Raw genomic sequence first — 18,199 nt, 5'->3', positions numbered from 1 at the left:
ACGAAGGGGCGCCGAAAGGCGCCCTTGTCGTATCTGGATGACCCGCAGGCCTCAGCGCATCGCGGCGGCCGCAACGGGCGCCTGGTGGCTCTGTCCTTTCACCGCGAGTATCACGACCAACATGCCCAGACCGCAGACCGCCGCCGAGATGATGAAGGCCACGTTGTAGCCGCCGCCGTATTGAACGACCAGCCCGGTCAGCGTGGGCGCGATGATCCCGGCGATGTTGGCCAGCAGGTGAACGAAGCCACCGGTGCCGCCGACGCGGTTTTTCGGCACGATGTCCTGGATCAGCGCCCAGCAGATCTGTGGGGTCACGAACAGGAACACGCTGGAGACGGTGATGCAGGCCACCGCCATGCCCAGCGAGGTCACCTGGGTGGTGATCAGCACGCACGTGGCGGCAACGCCCAGGCCCAGGGTGAGCATGATTTTGCGGGCAAGGATGACGTTGCCCAGCCGTTTGGTCAGGGCATCGGTCAGGAAGCCGCCACCGAGGAAGCCCACCGCCGCGCCAAGCCAAGGGATGACGCCGATGATGCTCATACTCTTGATATCGAGATGCTGGTAGTCCATCAGGTAGCTGGGTAACCAGGTGAGGAAGAAGTACAGCACGTAGTTGAAGCAGAAGAACGCGGTCGCGACCGCCAGCACCGGGATGGAGAAGATGTAGCTGAACAGGCTGCGGCCTTCTTCCACGTTCTCCACCAGCACTTCCTCGCGGCCCGCGCGAATGAAGTCGCGCTCGGCCTGGGAAACGCTCGCATGCTGATCCGGGGTGTCCTTGAAGATCATCAGCCAGGCCAGCAACCACAGGGCGCCCAGCACGGCGATGACGACGAAGGAAATGCGCCAGCCGAAGTTGAACGCCACCAGTCCGACCACCGGGCCAGCCAGGGCCGCGCCCAGGGGTTGCCCGCAGTTGGTGAAGCCCAGCGCCCGTCCCGCTTCCTGGCGCGGAAACCAGTTGGTGATCGACTTGTTGGTGGTGGTGCCCATCGGCCCCTCGCCCATGCCGAACAACACCCGGAAGATCAGCAGTTGCAGGTAACCGGTGATGACCGCAGTCAGGCCGCAGAACACCGACCAGCTGCCGGCGGCCCAGGCGAACACCTTTTTCGGCCCATATTTGTCCGCCGCCCAGCCGCCGATGAAGCACAGGGCGCAGTAGCCGAAGAAAAACGAGCTGAAGATGAAACCCATTTGCGCATCGTCGATGTGCAATTCGGTCTTGAGCAGTGGCGCGACCACCGAGAGCGCCGCGCGGTCGAGGTAATTGAGCATGCCGGCGAAGAACAGCAGCCCGGCAATGTTCCAACGGTAATAGCCTTTCATTCTTTTATGGCCTTTATTATTGACAGAAAACAGCGGGGGCTCAGTCGATCAAAGTCCGTTCCAGGCAGTAGTCTTCGATCACTTGCAGATCCGGTTTGAAACCCAGGCCGGCGTCAGTCGGCAGTTCCATGCGGGGCTTGAAGGCCAGGGCGGGGTAGAGCAGGCGTTCGAATTCAATGAACGGCACCTCCACCGCCACTTCTGGGGGCAGCAACGTGCACAGGTGCGCCACGGCCAACAGGCCCGGGCCAAAGTAGAAGCAGTGCGGCACGATTTTCACGCCATGCTGCCTGGCCAGGGCAAATACCTGGAGCATGGCGCCGATGCCGCCGATTTTCGCCACGCTGGGTTGCACGACGTCAATCGCCTGCTGTTCCAGCAGGGTCTTGATGCCTTGCACGCCGGCAGCGTTCTCCCCGGCGGACAGCGGCACGCCGTTGCGACGTACCAGCGCCAGCCCGGCGGCATCGTCAGGTGGCCAGACCGGCTCCTCCAGCCAGGTCAGTTCCAGCGCGCGCAAGCGCTCGGCGACTTCGCTGGCTTCAGCCACCGACCATGGGCAATTCACATCCACCATCAACTCGCCGGCCGCTACAGGCAGTGCCCGGCGGGCAGCGGCTATCGCGTCGACGTGGGTTTCGTGCAGTTTGATCTTGCGAAAGCCCAGGTCGCGGGCACGGCTGACTTGTCGATAGACTTCGTCAGGATCGTTGCCATAGCTGACCAGGCTCGCATACAGCTCGAGCGTACGCGCGGTGCCACCCAGCAGTTGGTACAGGGGAACGCCAGCGACCTGGGCCGCGAGGTCCCACAGGGCGATGTCGATGCCCGAAAGGGCGTAGACCATCGCGCCGGTCGAGCCAAAGCCATGCAAGGCGCGACGCGCCTTTTCCAGGGTCTGCTCGCGATCTGCCAGCGACGTGCCGATGAACATCGGGCCGACGACCGCCGACAACGCCTGGTACGTCACCGGATTGGAGCCGTGCCCGAAGGCTTCACCCCAGCCCACCAATCCGGTGTCCGTGGTGATTTTCAGCATCAGGCTCTGCATGCGCTGATGGCTCGGCGAGGCGGCATTGAAAGCGTCGTCGTCCTTGGCCTGGCCGTGATTCTGCCGTTGGCTGGCGCCGGTGCTGAACGGGATGCTGATGCGAATAACTTCGATGTTGCTGATGATCACAGGTCGATCTTCCCCATTTTTTATGAATTGTGGGTCTGCCCTGGACAGGTACGTCATCGTACAACATCAAAAGTGGCTGCGAAACATTTTGTCACACGGAGGGGCGCAGGCGGCGGTTTGCACCCTGTCTCGCCCCGGATCGGGGCATTCGGAACGAGACAGGGGGGATCATTCGATCAACTGGCCAGGGTCATGCCTCGCTCATCCAGTGCCTTGAGCAGGGCCTGCATGCTGTCGAAGCGTTTCTGGTGCAACGTCGGCCAGGCCGGACGCTCGATGAAGTAGCGACCGGATTCAAAGCGAACGGGTGTCCTGGCAATGGCACCGTCTCGCCCCCGATGAATCAGCGAAGTGCTTTCGAGTTCCCTTTGCAGGCTGTACATCCCCGGACGCGGCAATAGCTGTTCGATCTCCTGCGCCGACTGTGCGTGGAACGGGGTGGGAAATTGCAGACGCAGATCGCTCTTGACATGACCGGCGGGCCTGCCTTCATTGTCGACGAAGGTTCGTCCGGGATCCGGCTCGTAGCCGCTCGACGGCCCTATGGTCACGTCCTCGACACGCAGCCCGATAGCCTTGTCCAGTTCACTGACTCCGGCGACACCTTCATAGGTGTTCGCATGTGAATTACCCATCAACGCCACCCATTTGTGTGACCCGCGCAGGGCCTGATCGGCGTCGATCACGGTATGGGCGTAGTAATTCATCATCTGTTGCCGGGTCGTCTTGCCCAGGCCCGACAGCCCTTCAAGGCGATAACTGGTCATGCAGTCGATGGCCTGGATCCGTATGCCGTGGCGGTTGGCTTCTTTCACCAGCTCGAGGAAGTTGAAACGTTGCAGGGGGTCCGTCCCATGGCCCTGATCAAGGCTTTGCAGGTACAACTCCAGATCCCTGGGCATGACCGAGGTCTTGGCGAAGTTGTCCAACGCGGCCTGATGGAAGTCGGTGAGCAGATGCTCCATGTACAGGGTTTTCACGCCCTTGCGAGAGAGCATCGGCATCTGTTCGATCAACCATTGCTTGCTGCCGATTTCGGCATGACTTTCACCGATGACCAGCCCGTCGAAATGTTCGATCCACCAGTCGATGAATGACTCGGCGCTGGAAGCCGGGTCGAGGGGCGGCATCGCCGGACGCGGTGCAAGGTTCAATTCGGCATAGAAGCGCGTGGCCGCGTCGCGCAGGTTTTTGCGTAGGGCCTTGAACACTTCCAGGGGGGAGTCGCCACTGATGCTCACGATGTGATCCCCCAGTGATCGGCCGCCCGGTGCAGAGGCGGCCTGTTTCAGTCTTGCGCGATACGGGTGGGGAATTTCATAGGGCGAACGGAACAGCGCGGTGTCGGGCAGCGTCGATTGCGCTGTGGTCTGGTCGCGAGTGACGGACGTGGAGGGCGACGGCTCGCGCACCGGCGATTCGCCCGCCAGAGGGTCAATGCGCACACGCGTCAGCGACAGGCCTTCATCCTCAATCCCCAGGGCCAGTTCATGGACACTGTCGAAGTGCCGTCCACTGACCATGCCCCATCGCGGGCGCACGATAAAAAAGCCGCCGGCATCGTGCTGGATCGGTGTCTGCACCAGTGAACCGTCGCCGCTGCGATGGATGAGCGTGTCGTTGTCCTGGATCATGAACATGCCGCCCCTGGGCAGGGCATTTTCGACGCTGTTGGCGGTGATCGTCGGCGGCGGGCCGTCCAGTTGCAGGCGCAGATCGCTCTTGAGCAGATCAATGGGGTTGCCCAGCAGGTCTCGCACCTTTTTCCCCGGATCGGACCACAGGCCATTCGCCCTGCCGACGGGCAATTCTTCCACGCGAAGGGAGACGGCACCTTGCAGTTCGCTGACGCCGGCGACGCGGTCGAAGGTGCTGGCACGCACTTCGTCCACCAATGCCACCCAGCGGTTGGCCCCGTGAGCGGCCTGGTCTGCGCGGATCGCGGTGTCGGAAAAGTAATTCATCATCTTGCGGCTGCTGGCCTCCGTGGTCCGCTCCATGTGCGGGAAGCGGCGGCTGGCCATGCAGTCGATGGCTTGTACGCGAAGATGGTTTTTCTGCGCCGCCTTGACCAGCGCCGTGTAGCTGTGGGGGCCGGTCGGGTCGCTGCCGAAGCGGACATCCAGCGCCTGCAGCGATTCCTCGAGCGCGGACGGCATCTTCCCGGTGCGATTGAACAGGTCGAGATCCGCCTGATGAAAATCGGTCAGCAGATGATCCAGGTACAGGGTTCTGACCTTCTGCTTGTTCAGCACTTTGAAGTTGTCGATCAGCACTTGCCGGGCGCCCGTGGCGGCGGTGTCCTGACCGATCACCAGGCCGGGCGCCTCCTTGAACAGGCGCTTGCTCATGTCGGCGAACGGGGTCGAGGGTTTGAAGGCCGGCACCGTCGGGCGCGGCGGCACGCTCGGGGCGCTGTAGAAGTCGATGGCGTCGTCATACAGGCTGCGGCGCAGGCTCTTGAAGTCCTGATAGAGGCTGTCGCTGCCGTGCACCGGGTCCAGCGGGAAATCCTCGACTCGGCTTTGCGCCAATGCTCGCAGCGCCGATGTCGACTTGGGCGGAACGTCATACGGCATCGGGGGCGTCGCCGTCTCTGGCAGCGCGCTGGCGGTGTGGCCCCAGGGCCATTCGCCGAAAATCTTCATGCCGCCCCGCAGGCCGGGACGCGCGACCGGTTGCCATTTCAGCGCCTCGTTCAGGCGCACTGGCACATTGCGATAAAACGAATGCGGATGAAGCGGATCGACGATGACCCAGCCGCGGATCTGCTCGACGTAACGCACCGCATAGAACCCATCGCTGCCAGCGCGACGCATATAGATGTAATGCTTGCCGGACGCAGTGGTGATGATCTCCTGGAATTTCGGGCTATCGGTCTGGACCATCGTGGCTTCGCCGACCGTGGTCTTGAAGGCCGCGAGAAAGTCCTCCGGGGCAGCCGGGAGCACCTGTTTCGGGGCGATCTCCTGCAGTGTCGGCAGTGGCGTCCGGGCCTGCTCGGCAAACAGCAGATGCTCTTCTTCCTCGATGAGCATCGAGGTCTCGGCGATTTCCGGAAGCTCCGGGCCCTTGAGGAACGTGGCGTTGAACAGCGTGTCGATGGCGGTGAAAATCGCTGCGGTCACCGCCGATTTGCGCGCGCCCGGGGTTTTGCCGTTGACCGCCTGGTCGATCTGCAGGCCAACGTTGGCGATACCCGCACCGACGACCGCCAGAGCGACCGGCCAGCCCACGGCGGCCATGGGACCGAACATTTTGTTGAAGGCGTTGAGGTAGCCGATCCACAGTTTTTTACGCAACTCGCCATTGGAGTGCAGCATGAACTCGGCGTCGCTGATCATGCGCGCATGGGTGGCGCTCGCCAGAAAGGTGAAGGCATCGCCGTCCAGGGCTTCGGCGCTGTGTTCCACCAGTTGGTGATCGTTGCTGTCCCAGGTGCTGACCAGCAGGTCCAGCACGTGATTGAGCCCGACGTTCTCGATGTGCGGCTCACGGAACAACAGGGCGACGAGGTTCACGCCCGGATTCTCCAGGGAGAGCCAGCTGTGCTTGGCACTCTGGCGCGAGGCCGTGTCTTGCATGATGTCGTGGTCGGCGACCTGGAAGTGCGCCATGAAACGTTTGCGGTCCGATGGCTTGCCGATTTTCGACAGGACCCACCAATGCACATGGCGATCGGACTGCAAGGCGTGCACGCCCCAGATTTCGCCAGGGGTGTAGATCATTTTCCGGCCCTGGGCATCGACGATGCACAGGATGTCGGTGGCCACGAACCCGCCGATCTTCAGCAGGCTGACACGCACGCCCTTGGCTGGCGGTGCTTCGTCTTCGAGCATCTGTCGCGTCACCGGCCAACGGATGTTTCCCGCGACGGCGCTGACCACCGTCTTGAAGTTTTGATCGGATAGCCGGCCGCTTTCACGGTCTTCCATGGCCTTGGCGAGGAAGGTGCACTTGGCCAGCGCGCGGAAGGTCTTGCTGTGCTTGTTCCAGAACGACTTGATCTTTTGCCGGTAGTGATCGGCGAAGTCGATCTCCCAGAAAGCCTTCAACACGTCCTTGGCGTGCAGCCGGACTTCATTGCTTTCGTCATAGTTTTGCGCGTCCGGCCCGGCGCTGTAGAAACCGGCGTCGGCGTCGAGCAGGTCGGCGTTGTCCTGGTCATGCACGTTGAAGCGCTGGATCACCAGTTGCGGCAGGGTCATCGATTCGCGCGGGGTTTCGAGCCGGTGTTCCCAGCCGGTAAAGGTGCGCGGGCTGCTTTGGGCGGCGCGAAAGCGGTGGAAATAAACCTGCTCGGGCTCCAGGTGGGCAAGGTCATGTTTGACAAGAATGTCCCGGGCGATGGCGCAGGCCATTTCATACAGGTCGGGGCAGGCTTCGACCATGGTCGGAACCAGCGCCTTGAGTGCCTCTCTGTCAGCGGCGTTGGGCAGTGCGGGGTCTTTTTGAGTGTCCACAGGCTTTCCTTGATCGTGGGTGGGTGAAAACAGCCGCGATCATTTCAGGCCGGAGGGCGATGGGTCTGTCAGACGTCAGGGCACCGTGATGTCGGATCAAGGATGGGGTGCATAGGAAAACGTCGCGCCAGACGAGCGAATCCTGAACCCGCACAGGCCGAACACGGCCCGGCGGGTCATTGAACATCGAGCAGGCTGATCAACTCGGGATACGGTTCTGCAGCACCAGCCCCATGCCATTGAGTGCGTTCGACAGCTGATCGATGCTGGCGAACGGCTTGCCGCTGACCTGGGTCCACGCCGGGCGATTGATGCAGACGTTGCCATCGGCCATGGGCTCCACGGCGGTTCGCACAAGGGAGCCACTGGTACCGCGATGGACGAGGGTGTACGCATCCCCGGCCTTCTCGAACAGGTACATCCCCTTGCGATACAGCAAGCGCTGGAGATACTCGTCGGTGCGTGTCAGCTGAGGCGCTTCCACTTGCAGGCGCAAGTCCGCCTGCAGCGTATCGGCGGTTCCGCGCGTGTTGTCGTCGGTGAAAAAGGGCCCGCGATCGACGTCGATACCAGGATCGATCTCCAGGCGCTGCCCTTGCCCCGGGTTGACGTCTTCGATCCGCACACCGATGCCACCTTCCAGCTCGGCGAGCCCTGCCAGGCCTCTGAAGGTGTTGGTGCTCTCGGCACCGGTCAGTATCAGCCACTTGCCATGGCCGTTCAGTAACTTGTCGGTGAACATGATTTCGTTGGTCAGGTGATTGGCCATCATCTGTTCGTCCACGGCGGTTTGCGGGACCGGTCTGCGATAGTTCGCCGCGCAATCCAGGGCCTGAACGCGAACCCCATTGGCCTGTGCGCTCTTGACCAGTTCCAGCTGGTTGAATCGGCCGGTGGGGTCGGTGCCCAGACGTCGCAGATAGCTCAGCAGGTCCTCGGACATGACACCGCTGGTGAAGTAGTCGTTGAGATCTGCCTGGGCAAAATCGGCCAGCAATCGACGCATGTAAATGGTTTTCAGCCCTTGGGCCGCCATCGAGGGCATGTTCTCGATCACCAGACGCATGCTGGTGAGCCGGTCAAGGGTTTCACCGATGACCAGGCCGGGCGCTTCGATGAACACACGTTCCACCAACGCACTGAACGATGTCGAGGGCTCCAGGGTGGGGATTGTCGGGCGCACAGGCAGGTTTTGCCACTGCAGGTTTGCATAGAAGCGCCTGCTCGACAGCAGCAGTGCCCGCGCTTTCTCGGCAAAGTTCGGGGCATAGCGGTCGGGCACGACCAGTGCGCCGCCGGGGCCGATCTGCACTCGAACGTGGGTTTCGGGAATGCCCAGTGCCCAGCGTTTCAGACGGGGCAAGGCGTGCCTGTCGACATCGTAGGCGGTCGTCACCAGCCGCGGGGCCGAAGCGTCGGATAACTCTGTTTCTTCAGTGCGGGACGGCAGGGTGTCCAGCGAGTTTTCCGTCTGCGAACCTTCCAGCGATGAGTCCAGTTCGAGCACACAGCCTTTGCCAAAGCATTGCCCGCCCGCCGGCAAACGCAGCCTGGGCATCCGTTCCCATTGGCCTTCGGCGTTCAGGTGCACGGGCAGTGAGTGGATGAACTGGTTGGGCCTGGCGGGATCGACGATGGCCCAGTACCCGCCGCCCTGGGCGTCAGGAAAGTAGCGCACGTAGTAGGCGCTGTCGTCGATCAGGATGGCGTGGGGCGGATCGCCGTCGAGCGTGTAGATGCCCTGGAATTTTCCGGGCTCGCTGATCGGGGTTTTGCCGTCCAGCAGTTCGTTGGTTTGAAATTTTTGCGGTATGTCGCGGGGGCGAACCGGTTCTGCGGGCGCGCGGGGGATTTCCCCCGGAATCGGCAAAGCCGCCTCGGTCTGTACCTCAGGCTTGCTGGGAGGCGCGGGTTCTTCCGGTGGTCGCAGCGCTTCGGAATACTCATCCCATTCCGCCGCTTCGGCCGCCTCGACCTCGGCACCGACCTCGGCCATCGGGCCGACCCCTTTGAGAAACGGCAGGTTGAACAGCACGTCGATGGCATTGAAGATCGCCCCGATCACGCCGTCCTTGCGCTCGGCGGCCGTCTTGCCGTTGACCGCCTGGTCGATGTTCAGGCCCATGCTGGCCACCCCGGCGCCGATCACCGGCAGCGCCACCGGCCAGCCGACGGCGGCCATCGGGCCGAACACCTTCAGGCCGGCACTCAGGTAACCGATCCAGAGCTTTTTGCGCAGATCACCATTGGAGGTCAGCGCCAGATCGGCTTCATGGGTCATGGCGCGGCGGGTCGAATCACGCAGCCAGCCGAAGGCGTCCCCGGCGATGGCCTGGTCTTTCTGATTGATCAACTGATGATCGGCATGACCCCAGGTGTTCACCAGGCGATTCATCAGGTCGGCGAGGTGATCGTCGATGGCCTGGCGTTCGGACAGCGGGAAGTGATTCATGAAGGCGCGGCGAAGCGCTTCATCGTTCATTTGAGTCAGGATCCACCCGTGCAGGTCCGAGGGCGTTTCGAACACATGGAACGCCTGGCTTTCGCCCGGCACATAGAGGATCTGCCGGCCCTTGGCGTCGATGATGCGCAGGATGTTGCTGGCGGCATGCCCGGCGATATCCAGTGCCGCGACACGCAGGTGCGGGCCGGGCTCGGCATCGGTTTGCAACAGCTTCAACGTGATGGGCCAGGTGAGGGGGCCGATGACGGCATCGAGTGCGGTTTGCCAATCATCGTCGCTCAACTGCCCGTTGTCCCGGGCCTCGATGGCTTTGCCGAGGAAGGTGCATTTGGCCAGCGTGCGGAAATCGCCGGCCCAGGCGTCCCAGAACGCATGCAGTTGATGGCGGTACAACTGGCTGAAGTCGATGTCCCAGAAGGCCTTCAGCACCTCGTTGCCCCGCAACTGCACCTCGTTGCTGGCATCGAAGTTTTCCGCCTCGGGGCCTGCGGTATAGAACCCGCCGTACAGGTCCAGCAGGTCGGCGTTGTCCTGGTCGGTGGCGCGGAATCGGTGGATCACCAGTTGCGTCAGGGTCAGGGAGTCGTAAGGCTTTTCGCCGTAATGCTGCCAACCGGTGAACGAAGATTCCAGGCTTTGCGCGGACTTGAAACGGTGGAAATACACCTGGTCGGGGTCCAGATGGCTGAGGCCATGCTGGACCAGCAGGTGGGCGGCGACTTCGTGGGCCGCATCGTGCAGGCTCGGACAGGCCTTGACGACATGGGCGGCGAGCACCTTGAGGGCCGCCTTGTCGGCGGCGTTGGGCAAGGGACGGGGTTGTTTCGGGTTCATTGGCTCGATTCCTTGAGAACAGGGACGGCGAGGGTGAACCATTCGATCCGGGGCGGTGCGCTACATATGTACCGCACCCGCGCCTGCGTCCATCCGCCGCGCCGCCCTTACTGTTTCGCAACCGCAGGTGTATCGTATTCGCCTTTTGCAGGCCTGCGGGTTTGCGCTGGAAACGTAAGGTGGTTGAGTTCATGTCCTTTACCCGTCGCCAAATCCTCGGTGGCCTGGCCGGTCTTGTTGTCGTTGGCGTCGGTGCGGGCGGCGCGTCGCGCTACTGGCTGGGCAAGAGGGCCGATGCCGAGGCGGGCCACGACTATGAGCTGATTGCCGCGCCATTGGACGTCGAACTGGTCGCCGGCCACAAAACCCCGGCCTGGGCGTTCGGGCCGTCGGCGCCGGGCACCGAATTGCGGGTGCGTCAGGGCGAATGGCTGCGGGTGCGTTTCATCAATCATCTGCCGGTGGCCACCACCATTCACTGGCACGGCATTCGCCTGCCGCTGGAGATGGACGGCGTGCCCTACGTCTCGCAGCTTCCGGTGTTGCCGGGGGAATATTTCGATTACAAATTCCGCGTACCGGACGCCGGCAGCTACTGGTATCACCCCCACGTGAACAGCAGCGAGGAACTGGGGCGCGGGCTGGTCGGGCCGTTGATAGTCGAGGAACGCGAACCCACCGGTTTCAAATACGAACAGACCCTCAGCCTGAAAAACTGGCACGTCGATGAGCAAGGCAACTTCGTCGAGTTCAGCATTCCCCGGGAAGCCGCCAGGGGCGGTACCGCCGGGCGCCTGTCGACGATCAACGGGGTCCCCACGCCGGTCATCGACCTGCCTGCCGGGCAGATTACCCGGGTGCGCCTGCTCAACCTCGACAACACCCTGACGTACCGCATCAACATCCCCGGTGTCGAAGCGCAGATCTATGCACTGGACGGCAACCCCGTCGAACCTCGGTCGTTGGGCAAGGAGTACTGGCTCGGCCCGGGCATGCGCATCTGCCTGGCGATCAAGGCACCACCGGCCGGCGAGGAATTGTCCCTGCGCAACGGTCCCGTGCGCCTGGGCACCTTGCGCTCGGTGCCCAACAACGACGCCCCGACCGCCTGGCCAGCGGCGCTGCCGGCCAACCCGGTGGCCGAGCCGGACCTGGCCAATGCCGAGAAACTCAACTTCAATTTCGAATGGGTCGGCTCGGTGTCGGTCAACGTCGATAATGGCAAGCCGCCGAGCCTGTGGCAGATCAACGGCAAGGCCTGGGACATCACCGACAAGACCTGCGCCGACCGCCCGATCGCCAAGCTCGAAAAGGGCAAGAGCTACATTTTCGAATTGAAGAACATGACCCAGTACCAGCACCCGATCCACCTGCACGGCATGAGCTTCAAGGTGATCGCCTCGAACCGGCACAAGGTGATTCCGTATTTCACCGACACCTACCTGCTGGGCAAGAACGAGCGGGCGCAAGTCGCGCTGGTGGCGGATAACCCGGGGGTATGGATGTTCCATTGCCATGTGATCGACCACATGGAAACCGGCCTGATGGCCGCCATCGAGGTGGCGTGATGCGGCAGATTCGTCCCGCCGCGATCATCGATCGCAGCCGTGATCGCGAGTTCATGCACGAGGCCCTGGCCCTGGCCGCACAAGGCGCGGCGCTGGGTGAAGTGCCGGTGGGCGCGGTGCTGGTGCAGGACGGCGAAATCATCGGTCGCGGCTTCAACTGCCCGATCAGCGGCAACGACCCGAGCGCCCATGCGGAGATGGTCGCGATCCGCGCCGCCGCGTTGGCGGTGAGCAATTATCGTCTGCCCGGCAGCACGCTCTACGTGACACTGGAACCGTGCAGCATGTGCGCCGGGCTGATCGTGCATTCGCGCATCGCGCGCGTGGTGTACGGTGCGCTGGAGCCCAAGGCCGGGATTGTGCAGAGTCAGGGGCAGTTCTTTACCCAGGGCTTTTTGAATCACCGGGTGCTGTTTGAAGGCGGCGTGCTGGCGCAAGAGTGCGGGACGGTGTTGAGCGAGTTCTTCAAGGCGCGCAGGGCGAAGCCCACAGACTGAACATCGATCAAAGTGTGGGAGCGGGCTTGCTCGCGAATGCGGTGTATCAGCAACCTTTTTGTGGGCTGACACACCGCATTCGCGAGCAAGCCCGCTCCCACAGTTGATCTCCATGGGCGGGAAGATTGATTTACTTCTTCGCCACAATCACCGCCCGCATCGGTGCCGGCAACCCTTCAATCGTCTTGCTGTGATCCTCGGGGTCGAGGAAATCGCTGAGCGACTGGTACTTCATCCACTCCGTCCCGCGTTGTTCCTCGACCGTGGTCACGCTGACGTCCACGCACTTCACCTCACTGAACCCGGCACGGCGCAGCCACAATTCCAGCGCCGGCACGGACGGCAGGAACCACACGTTGCGCATCTGTGCATAGCGGTCTTCCGGCACCAGCACCTGCTGCTGGTCGCCTTCGATCACCAGGGTTTCCAGCACCAGTTCACCGCCCTTGACCAGGCAATCCTTCAGCGCCAGCAAATGTTCGATGGGCGAACGGCGATGGTAGAACACGCCCATGGAAAACACCGTGTCGAAGCCTTCCAGGTTGGGCGGCAGGTCTTCGAAGGGAAACGGCAGGTGCCAGGCGTTCGGTTCCGACAGGTAGCGCTGCACCGCCTGGAACTGGCAGAAGAACAGCCAGTTCGGATCGACGCCGATCACGCTGTCGGCGCCGGCACCGAGCATGCGCCACATGTAGTAGCCGTTGCCGCAACCGACGTCGAGGATGCGTTTGCCTTTCAGGTCCAGGTGCTTCGACACCCGCGACCATTTCCAGTCCGAACGCCACTCGGTGTCGACATGCACGCCAAACAGGTCGAACGGCCCCTTGCGCCACGGCGACAGGCCCATCAGCGCGGTGCGCATCTGCGCGCGGGTGGCCTCGTCGCAGTCGGTGTCCAGCGTCAGGCCGTCGAGCAGATCGACTTGGCTGGGCTGCAGCTTCGGCAGGGCGTCCAGCGCACTCTGCCAGCGCTCCAGGTCGCCGTGACCCTTTTCCATTTTCTTGTCGAGCTGGGCTTGCAGGGTGTTGGCCCAATCGGCCAGCGGCGTGCCGGCCAGACGGCGGGCGAGGGGAGACAGATCGATCATGGCAAGGCAATCAACGAGGCAAAGTTAAGGCACTGGAACCACGGCACGACCTTGGAGAACCCGGCCGCCAGCAGGCGTTCGCGGTGTTCTTCGAGGCTGTCGGGCTTCATGACGTTTTCGATGGCGCTGCGCTTCTGGGCGATTTCCAGTTCGCTGTAGCCGTTGGCGCGTTTGAACGCCACGTGCAGGTCAGTGAGCAGCGCGTGTTCCTGTTCGTCTTCGAAGCGCAGTTTCTCCGACAGGATCAACGCGCCACCGGGCAGCAGCGAGCGACGAATGCGCGAGAGCAGCTCGGTACGCTGCGCCGGGGCAATGAATTGCAGGGTGAAGTTCAGGGCCACCACCGAGGCCGGCTGGAACTCGAGGGCGAGGATGTCGCCCTCGATCACCTCCACCGGCAGCAGTTCCTGGAACATCGAGTCCTGGCCGTTGAGGTATTCGCGGCAGCGCTCGACCATGGCCGCCGAGTTATCCACAGCGATGACGCGGCAGCCGTCGGTGCGCACATGACGGCGCAATGCCTGGGTCACGGCGCCGAGGGACGAGCCCAGGTCGTAGAGCACGCTGTTGGGCTGGGCGAACTGTGCGGCGAGCACGCCGAGGTTTTCCACGATGGTCGGATAACCGGGCACCGAGCGCTTGATCATGTCCGGGAACACCCGCACCACGTCCTCGTTAAAGGCGAAGTCAGGCACCTGGGCCAACGGCTGGGCGAAAAGGCGATCGGGTTCTTTGCTCACGGCGGTTCCGGCAGTGTCGGTGGAAAAGGCCGGCATTTTAGCCAAGTTGGCGCGGGGATGCGCGGGTTGTCTGATAAACCGCCGGGCTGACCTCAGCGGTCTATTTTCTCAGTGAGACCGCTTTCGCGAGCAAGCCCGCTCCCACGGTGGTTCTGAGCTGGCTACAAGAACTGTGTTCTGCCGGGATCAACTGTGGGAGCGGGCTTGCTCGCGATGGATTCAGCGCGATTTCCGACCGAACGCCGACGCCGCAATCCCCCATTGCCCCAGCCAGTAGCTGAGGATGATCACATAAGGCGCGGCATGAAACGGCGCGACGAAACGGTTGATGCCGATCACGCTGTCGGAAAACACGAACGCCACGGCACCGGCAGCGGCGAGCAGCGCCGAGCGTTTGGGCACGTCGGTGCCCAGGCGCGCCAGCGCCCGCCACAGCATCGCGCTGATGGCCGCGCCGTACACGATCACCGGCACCAGCAGCGGGCCCAGGCCATTGGCTATCAAGATCCCCAGCAGCACCGCGCCGACCACCAGCGCGATCAGCAATGGCAGCAGCGCCAGCCGCCGGCAATCGCTCAGATAGGCTTTCAGGTACGCCAGGTGAGCGAGCAGGAACGCCCCGAGGCCGAACACGAACAAATCCCCGGGCCAGGCCAGCAGCACGTCGCCGAGCAGGGAGAACATCAGACCCAGGCTGATCCAGCGCCGGTATTCGCTGGGCGGCGCGTCGTGCAGCCAGCCGAGCAAGGCGAGCACCGGCAACGGTTTGACCAACAGGCACAGCAGCGCCGCATGCACGCTGAGCCCGTAGAGAAACGTCGCCGCGCCCATCAGCGCCAGAATCAGCCAGCCCATGGTCAGTTGACCGAGATCGCGCAGTCGAAGCTGTCCACCGGCAACACTTCCGGCGCCCAGGGTTGTTGCGAAGTCAGGCGCAGACGCCCGCTGCCCGGCGCGAAGGCCTGAAAGCGCCAGGTCGAAACCCCGGCCGCGCCGACCACGCCGGCGTCTTCAGGGTTGCGATAGACCTCCGGTCCCAGCGAGCGCAGCACGCCACCGGCCGAATCCTGGATCGCCCAGCGGTAGCCCGTGGTCGGGTTGCTCGGCAGGGTCAGGATCAGGTTTTGCCCGCTGCTCAGCTTCACCGGGCATTCGCTTTGTTTTTCCACCGTCACGTTGTGTTTCGGTTGCGAGGCGCAGGCGGCCAGCAAGGAGAGGGCGAGGGGGATCAACAGGCGGGTGGGGGACATGGGGGCAGGGGCTCCGGGCATTCACGACGAACGGCGAGCATAACCGAGATGAGACAAATTGTGACAGCGGCGGAAACTGGCGGTGTCAGGGCTGACGCCTTCGCGAGCAGGCTCGCTCCCACAAGGGACTGGGTTGGCACAAAATGTCTGTGTCTCCTCAGATCCCTGTGGGAGCGAGCCTGCTCGCGATGCCGGTGGTGCGGACCTACAGAATCACTTGAACAACACCTTCGCCACATCCGCAAACCGCTTGGCGAAGTGCACGGTGATTCCTTCCTTCAGATAATCCGGCAATTCCTCGAAGCTCCCGCGATTGGCCTCCGGCAGGATCAGTTCGAAGATTTTCTGCCGTCGCGCCGCAATCACCTTCTCGCGCACCCCGCCAATCGGCAGCACATGCCCGGTCAGGGTCAGTTCGCCGGTCATGGCCACGCCCTTTTTCGGCGGCTGGTTGCGGGCGAGCGAGAGCAGGGCGCTGGCCATGGTCACGCCCGCGCTCGGGCCGTCCTTCGGCGTGGCACCTTCCGGCACGTGCAGGTGGACGAAGGCCTCGTCGAAGAACTTCGGATCACCCCCAAACGACTTCAGGTTCGAGCTGACGTAGCTGTAGGCAATTTCTGCAGACTCCTTCATCACGTCACCCAGTTGCCCGGTGAGCTTGAAGCCACGGTTCAGCGTATGGATGCGCGTGGCCTCGATGGGCAGGGTGGCGCCGCCCATGCTGGTCCAGGCCAGGCCGGTGATCACCCCGGTGCCGGACAGTACCTGTTCATTACGGAACACCGGATGGCCAAGTGAGGCTTCGAGGTCTTTCGGACCGAGCTTGATCAGCGCCTTCGGCTCGTCGATCAGCTTCATCACGGCCTTGCGCACCAGTTTGCCCAGGTACTTTTCCAGCTGTCGCACACCGGCTTCACGGGCGTAGCCGTCGATCAGGGCCTTCAAGGCGCTGTCGCTGATGGACAGGCTACCCTTGGACACGCCGGCCTTCTCCAGCAACTTGGGCCACAGGTGGCGCTTGGCGATGGCGACTTTTTCCTCGGTGATGTAACCCGACAGGCGGATCACTTCCATGCGGTCCAGCAACGGGCCGGGAATTGAGTCCAGGGTGTTGGCGGTGCAGACGAACAGCACCTTCGACAGGTCCATTCGCAGGTCGAGGTAGTGGTCGAGGAATTCGACGTTCTGTTCCGGGTCCAGCGTTTCCAGCAACGCCGAGGCCGGGTCGCCCTGGTAGCTTTGGCCCATCTTGTCGATTTCGTCGAGCATGATCACCGGGTTCATCACTTCGACGTCTTTCAGGGCCTGGACCAGCTTGCCCGGTTGCGCGCCGATGTAGGTGCGGCGATGCCCCTTGATCTCGGCTTCGTCGCGCATGCCGCCGAGGCTGAAGCGGTAGAACGGCCGGCCCAGGGTTTCGGCGATGGATTTGCCGACGCTGGTCTTGCCCACGCCTGGCGGGCCGACCAACAGGACGATGGAGCCGCTGATCTCGCCCTTGTAGGCGCCGACTGCGAGGAATTCGAGGATTCGGTCCTTGATGTCATCGAGCCCGGCGTGGTGTTGGTCCAGCACCTTGCGCGCGTGCTTGAGGTCGAGTTTGTCTTCGCCATACACGCCCCACGGCACCGATGTGGCCCAGTCGAGGTAGTTGCGGGTGACCGCATACTCCGGAGAGCCGGTCTCGAGGATCGACAGCTTGTTCATTTCCTCTTCGATGCGCTTTTGCACCGGGGCCGGCAGGACCTTGCCGGTCAGGCGCTGCTCGAACTGCTCGATATCGGCGCTGCGGTCGTCCTTGGTCAGGCCCAGTTCCTGCTGGATGACCTTGAGTTGTTCCTTGAGGAAAAACTCGCGCTGATGCTCGCCGATCTTGCGGTTCACTTCAGCGGAAATTTCCTTTTGCAGGCGCGCGACCTCGACTTCCTTGCGCAGCATCGGCAGGACTTTTTCCATGCGCTTGAGCATCGGTACGCAGTCGAGCACTTCCTGCAGCTCGCTGCCGGTGGCCGAGGTGAGGGCGGCGGCGAAGTCGGTCAGCGGCGAGGGATCGTTGGGGCTGAAGCGGTTGAGGTAGTTCTTCAGCTCCTCGCTGTACAGCGGGTTGAGCGGCAGCAGTTCCTTGATCGCGTTGATCAGCGCCATGCCGTAGGCCTTGACCTCGTCGGTCGGCTCGCTCGGCTGGTGCGGGTATTCGACCTCCACCAGGTACGGCGGGCGGTGGTGCTTGAGCCAGGTCTTGAGGCGTACACGGGTCAGGCCCTGGGCGACGAACTGCAGCTTGCCGTTTTCCCGGCTGGCGTGATGCACCTTGACCAGCGTGCCGTACAGCGGCAGCGCGGAGGTGTCGAAATGACGCGGGTCTTCCTGGGGCGTGTCCATGTAGAACAGGGCCAGGGAGTGATGTTCGGATTTGCTCACCAGGTCCAGGGTTTCAGCCCAGGGTTCTTCGTTGACGATGACCGGCAGCACCTGGGCCGGGAAGAACGGACGGTTGTGGATCGGGATGATGTAGACCTTGTCCGGCAGGTTCTGCCCGGGCAGTGCCAGGCCTTTGCCGGGGGTGTGGTGTTCAACGTTCTCGGGGTCGGCGTATTCGCTCGGGTCTTCGGGGAATGCTTGCTGGTCGCTCATTGGGGTACCTGCGCAATGGGGTATGGGTCTTAGATGGGGCAGGTCGGCGGTGGTTTCAATGATACCTGGGGGTTAATGGATCATTCGAAGGTGTATTCAGCAGGGATTCAGGTTAGCTCCATATCGATGCACTGCAGTGAACCCGTG

At 62.8% G+C, this 18,199-nt stretch carries 11 protein-coding genes; 2 read left to right on the top strand and 9 right to left on the bottom strand.

What is annotated here, in order from left to right; genetic code table 11:
• Positions 1-51: 51 nt before the first annotated feature.
• The 4 genes from ACM6IM_RS26005 to ACM6IM_RS25990 all read right to left on the bottom strand — a co-directional run bounded on the left by ACM6IM_RS26005 (position 52) and on the right by ACM6IM_RS25990 (position 10,276).
• Positions 52-1,335: an MFS transporter gene (locus ACM6IM_RS26005; protein WP_201195299.1), complete on the bottom strand. Its 1,284-nt coding sequence runs from the start codon at positions 1,333-1,335 to the stop codon at positions 52-54.
• 40 nt (positions 1,336-1,375) lie between these two features.
• Positions 1,376-2,515, bottom strand: a complete 1,140-nt coding sequence (locus ACM6IM_RS26000) for a mandelate racemase/muconate lactonizing enzyme family protein (protein WP_414866686.1) — start codon at positions 2,513-2,515, stop codon at positions 1,376-1,378.
• A gap of 176 nt (positions 2,516-2,691) precedes the next feature.
• Complete coding sequence (locus tag ACM6IM_RS25995) at positions 2,692-6,978, bottom strand: membrane-targeted effector domain-containing toxin (RefSeq protein WP_414866685.1); 4,287 nt, start codon at positions 6,976-6,978, stop codon at positions 2,692-2,694.
• A 199-nt stretch (positions 6,979-7,177) separates the two neighbouring features.
• Entirely contained in the window at positions 7,178-10,276 is a 3,099-nt protein-coding gene (locus tag ACM6IM_RS25990) for a dermonecrotic toxin domain-containing protein (RefSeq protein ID WP_414866684.1), read from the bottom strand.
• Positions 10,277-10,467: 191 nt separating this feature from the next.
• Between ACM6IM_RS25990 and ACM6IM_RS25985 the strand changes: the two genes are divergently transcribed.
• Positions 10,468-11,844, top strand: a complete 1,377-nt coding sequence (locus tag ACM6IM_RS25985) for a multicopper oxidase family protein (protein ID WP_414866683.1) — start codon at positions 10,468-10,470, stop codon at positions 11,842-11,844.
• Positions 11,844-12,341: a tRNA adenosine(34) deaminase TadA gene (gene tadA, locus ACM6IM_RS25980; RefSeq protein WP_414866682.1), complete on the top strand. Its 498-nt coding sequence runs from the start codon at positions 11,844-11,846 to the stop codon at positions 12,339-12,341. Before ACM6IM_RS25985 ends, tadA begins: the two co-directional genes overlap by 1 nt.
• A 130-nt stretch (positions 12,342-12,471) precedes the next feature.
• Here the strand turns inward: tadA and cmoB are convergent, their stop codons facing one another.
• From cmoB to lon, 5 genes are all read right to left on the bottom strand, one after another.
• Entirely contained in the window at positions 12,472-13,428 is a 957-nt protein-coding gene (cmoB, locus tag ACM6IM_RS25975) for a tRNA 5-methoxyuridine(34)/uridine 5-oxyacetic acid(34) synthase CmoB (protein ID WP_201195311.1), read from the bottom strand.
• The gene (gene cmoA / locus ACM6IM_RS25970) at positions 13,425-14,204 is read right to left on the bottom strand and encodes a carboxy-S-adenosyl-L-methionine synthase CmoA (protein WP_414866768.1); all 780 of its coding nucleotides are present in this window, start codon (positions 14,202-14,204) and stop codon (positions 13,425-13,427) included. Before cmoA ends, cmoB begins: the two co-directional genes overlap by 4 nt.
• 183 nt (positions 14,205-14,387) lie before the next feature.
• The gene (locus tag ACM6IM_RS25965; protein WP_414866681.1) at positions 14,388-15,023 is read right to left on the bottom strand and encodes a lysoplasmalogenase; all 636 of its coding nucleotides are present in this window, start codon (positions 15,021-15,023) and stop codon (positions 14,388-14,390) included.
• 2 nt (positions 15,024-15,025) lie between these two features.
• A complete protein-coding gene (locus tag ACM6IM_RS25960; protein WP_192302590.1) occupies positions 15,026-15,418 on the bottom strand; it encodes a protease inhibitor I42 family protein in 393 nt (130 codons plus the stop codon).
• Between the two features lie 213 nt (positions 15,419-15,631).
• A complete protein-coding gene (gene lon, locus ACM6IM_RS25955; RefSeq protein ID WP_414866680.1) occupies positions 15,632-18,052 on the bottom strand; it encodes an endopeptidase La in 2,421 nt (806 codons plus the stop codon).
• Positions 18,053-18,199: the final 147 nt, after the last annotated feature.

Origin of the sequence: Pseudomonas sp. IT-P12, from assembly GCF_949767465.1 — a bacterium.
Lineage (GTDB): Bacteria > Pseudomonadota > Gammaproteobacteria > Pseudomonadales > Pseudomonadaceae > Aquipseudomonas.
The sequence above is the reverse complement of the archived record's forward strand: the minus strand, read 5'-3'. Positions and strand labels throughout refer to the sequence as shown.

Excerpts from the sequence above, each read along its gene's own strand:
- ACM6IM_RS26005 (WP_201195299.1), bottom strand. The coding sequence starts at position 1,335 with ATGAAAGGCTATTACCGTTGGAACATTGCCGGGCTGCTGTTCTTCGCC.
- tadA (WP_414866682.1), top strand. The coding sequence starts at position 11,844 with ATGCGGCAGATTCGTCCCGCCGCGATCATCGATCGCAGCCGTGATCGC.
- cmoB (WP_201195311.1), bottom strand. The coding sequence starts at position 13,428 with ATGATCGATCTGTCTCCCCTCGCCCGCCGTCTGGCCGGCACGCCGCTG.
- lon (WP_414866680.1), bottom strand. The coding sequence starts at position 18,052 with ATGAGCGACCAGCAAGCATTCCCCGAAGACCCGAGCGAATACGCCGAC.
- cmoA (WP_414866768.1), bottom strand. The coding sequence starts at position 14,204 with ATGCCGGCCTTTTCCACCGACACTGCCGGAACCGCCGTGAGCAAAGAA.
- ACM6IM_RS25990 (WP_414866684.1), bottom strand. The coding sequence starts at position 10,276 with ATGAACCCGAAACAACCCCGTCCCTTGCCCAACGCCGCCGACAAGGCG.
- ACM6IM_RS25960 (WP_192302590.1), bottom strand. The coding sequence starts at position 15,418 with ATGTCCCCCACCCGCCTGTTGATCCCCCTCGCCCTCTCCTTGCTGGCC.
- ACM6IM_RS25965 (WP_414866681.1), bottom strand. The coding sequence starts at position 15,023 with ATGGGCTGGCTGATTCTGGCGCTGATGGGCGCGGCGACGTTTCTCTAC.
- ACM6IM_RS25985 (WP_414866683.1), top strand. The coding sequence starts at position 10,468 with ATGTCCTTTACCCGTCGCCAAATCCTCGGTGGCCTGGCCGGTCTTGTT.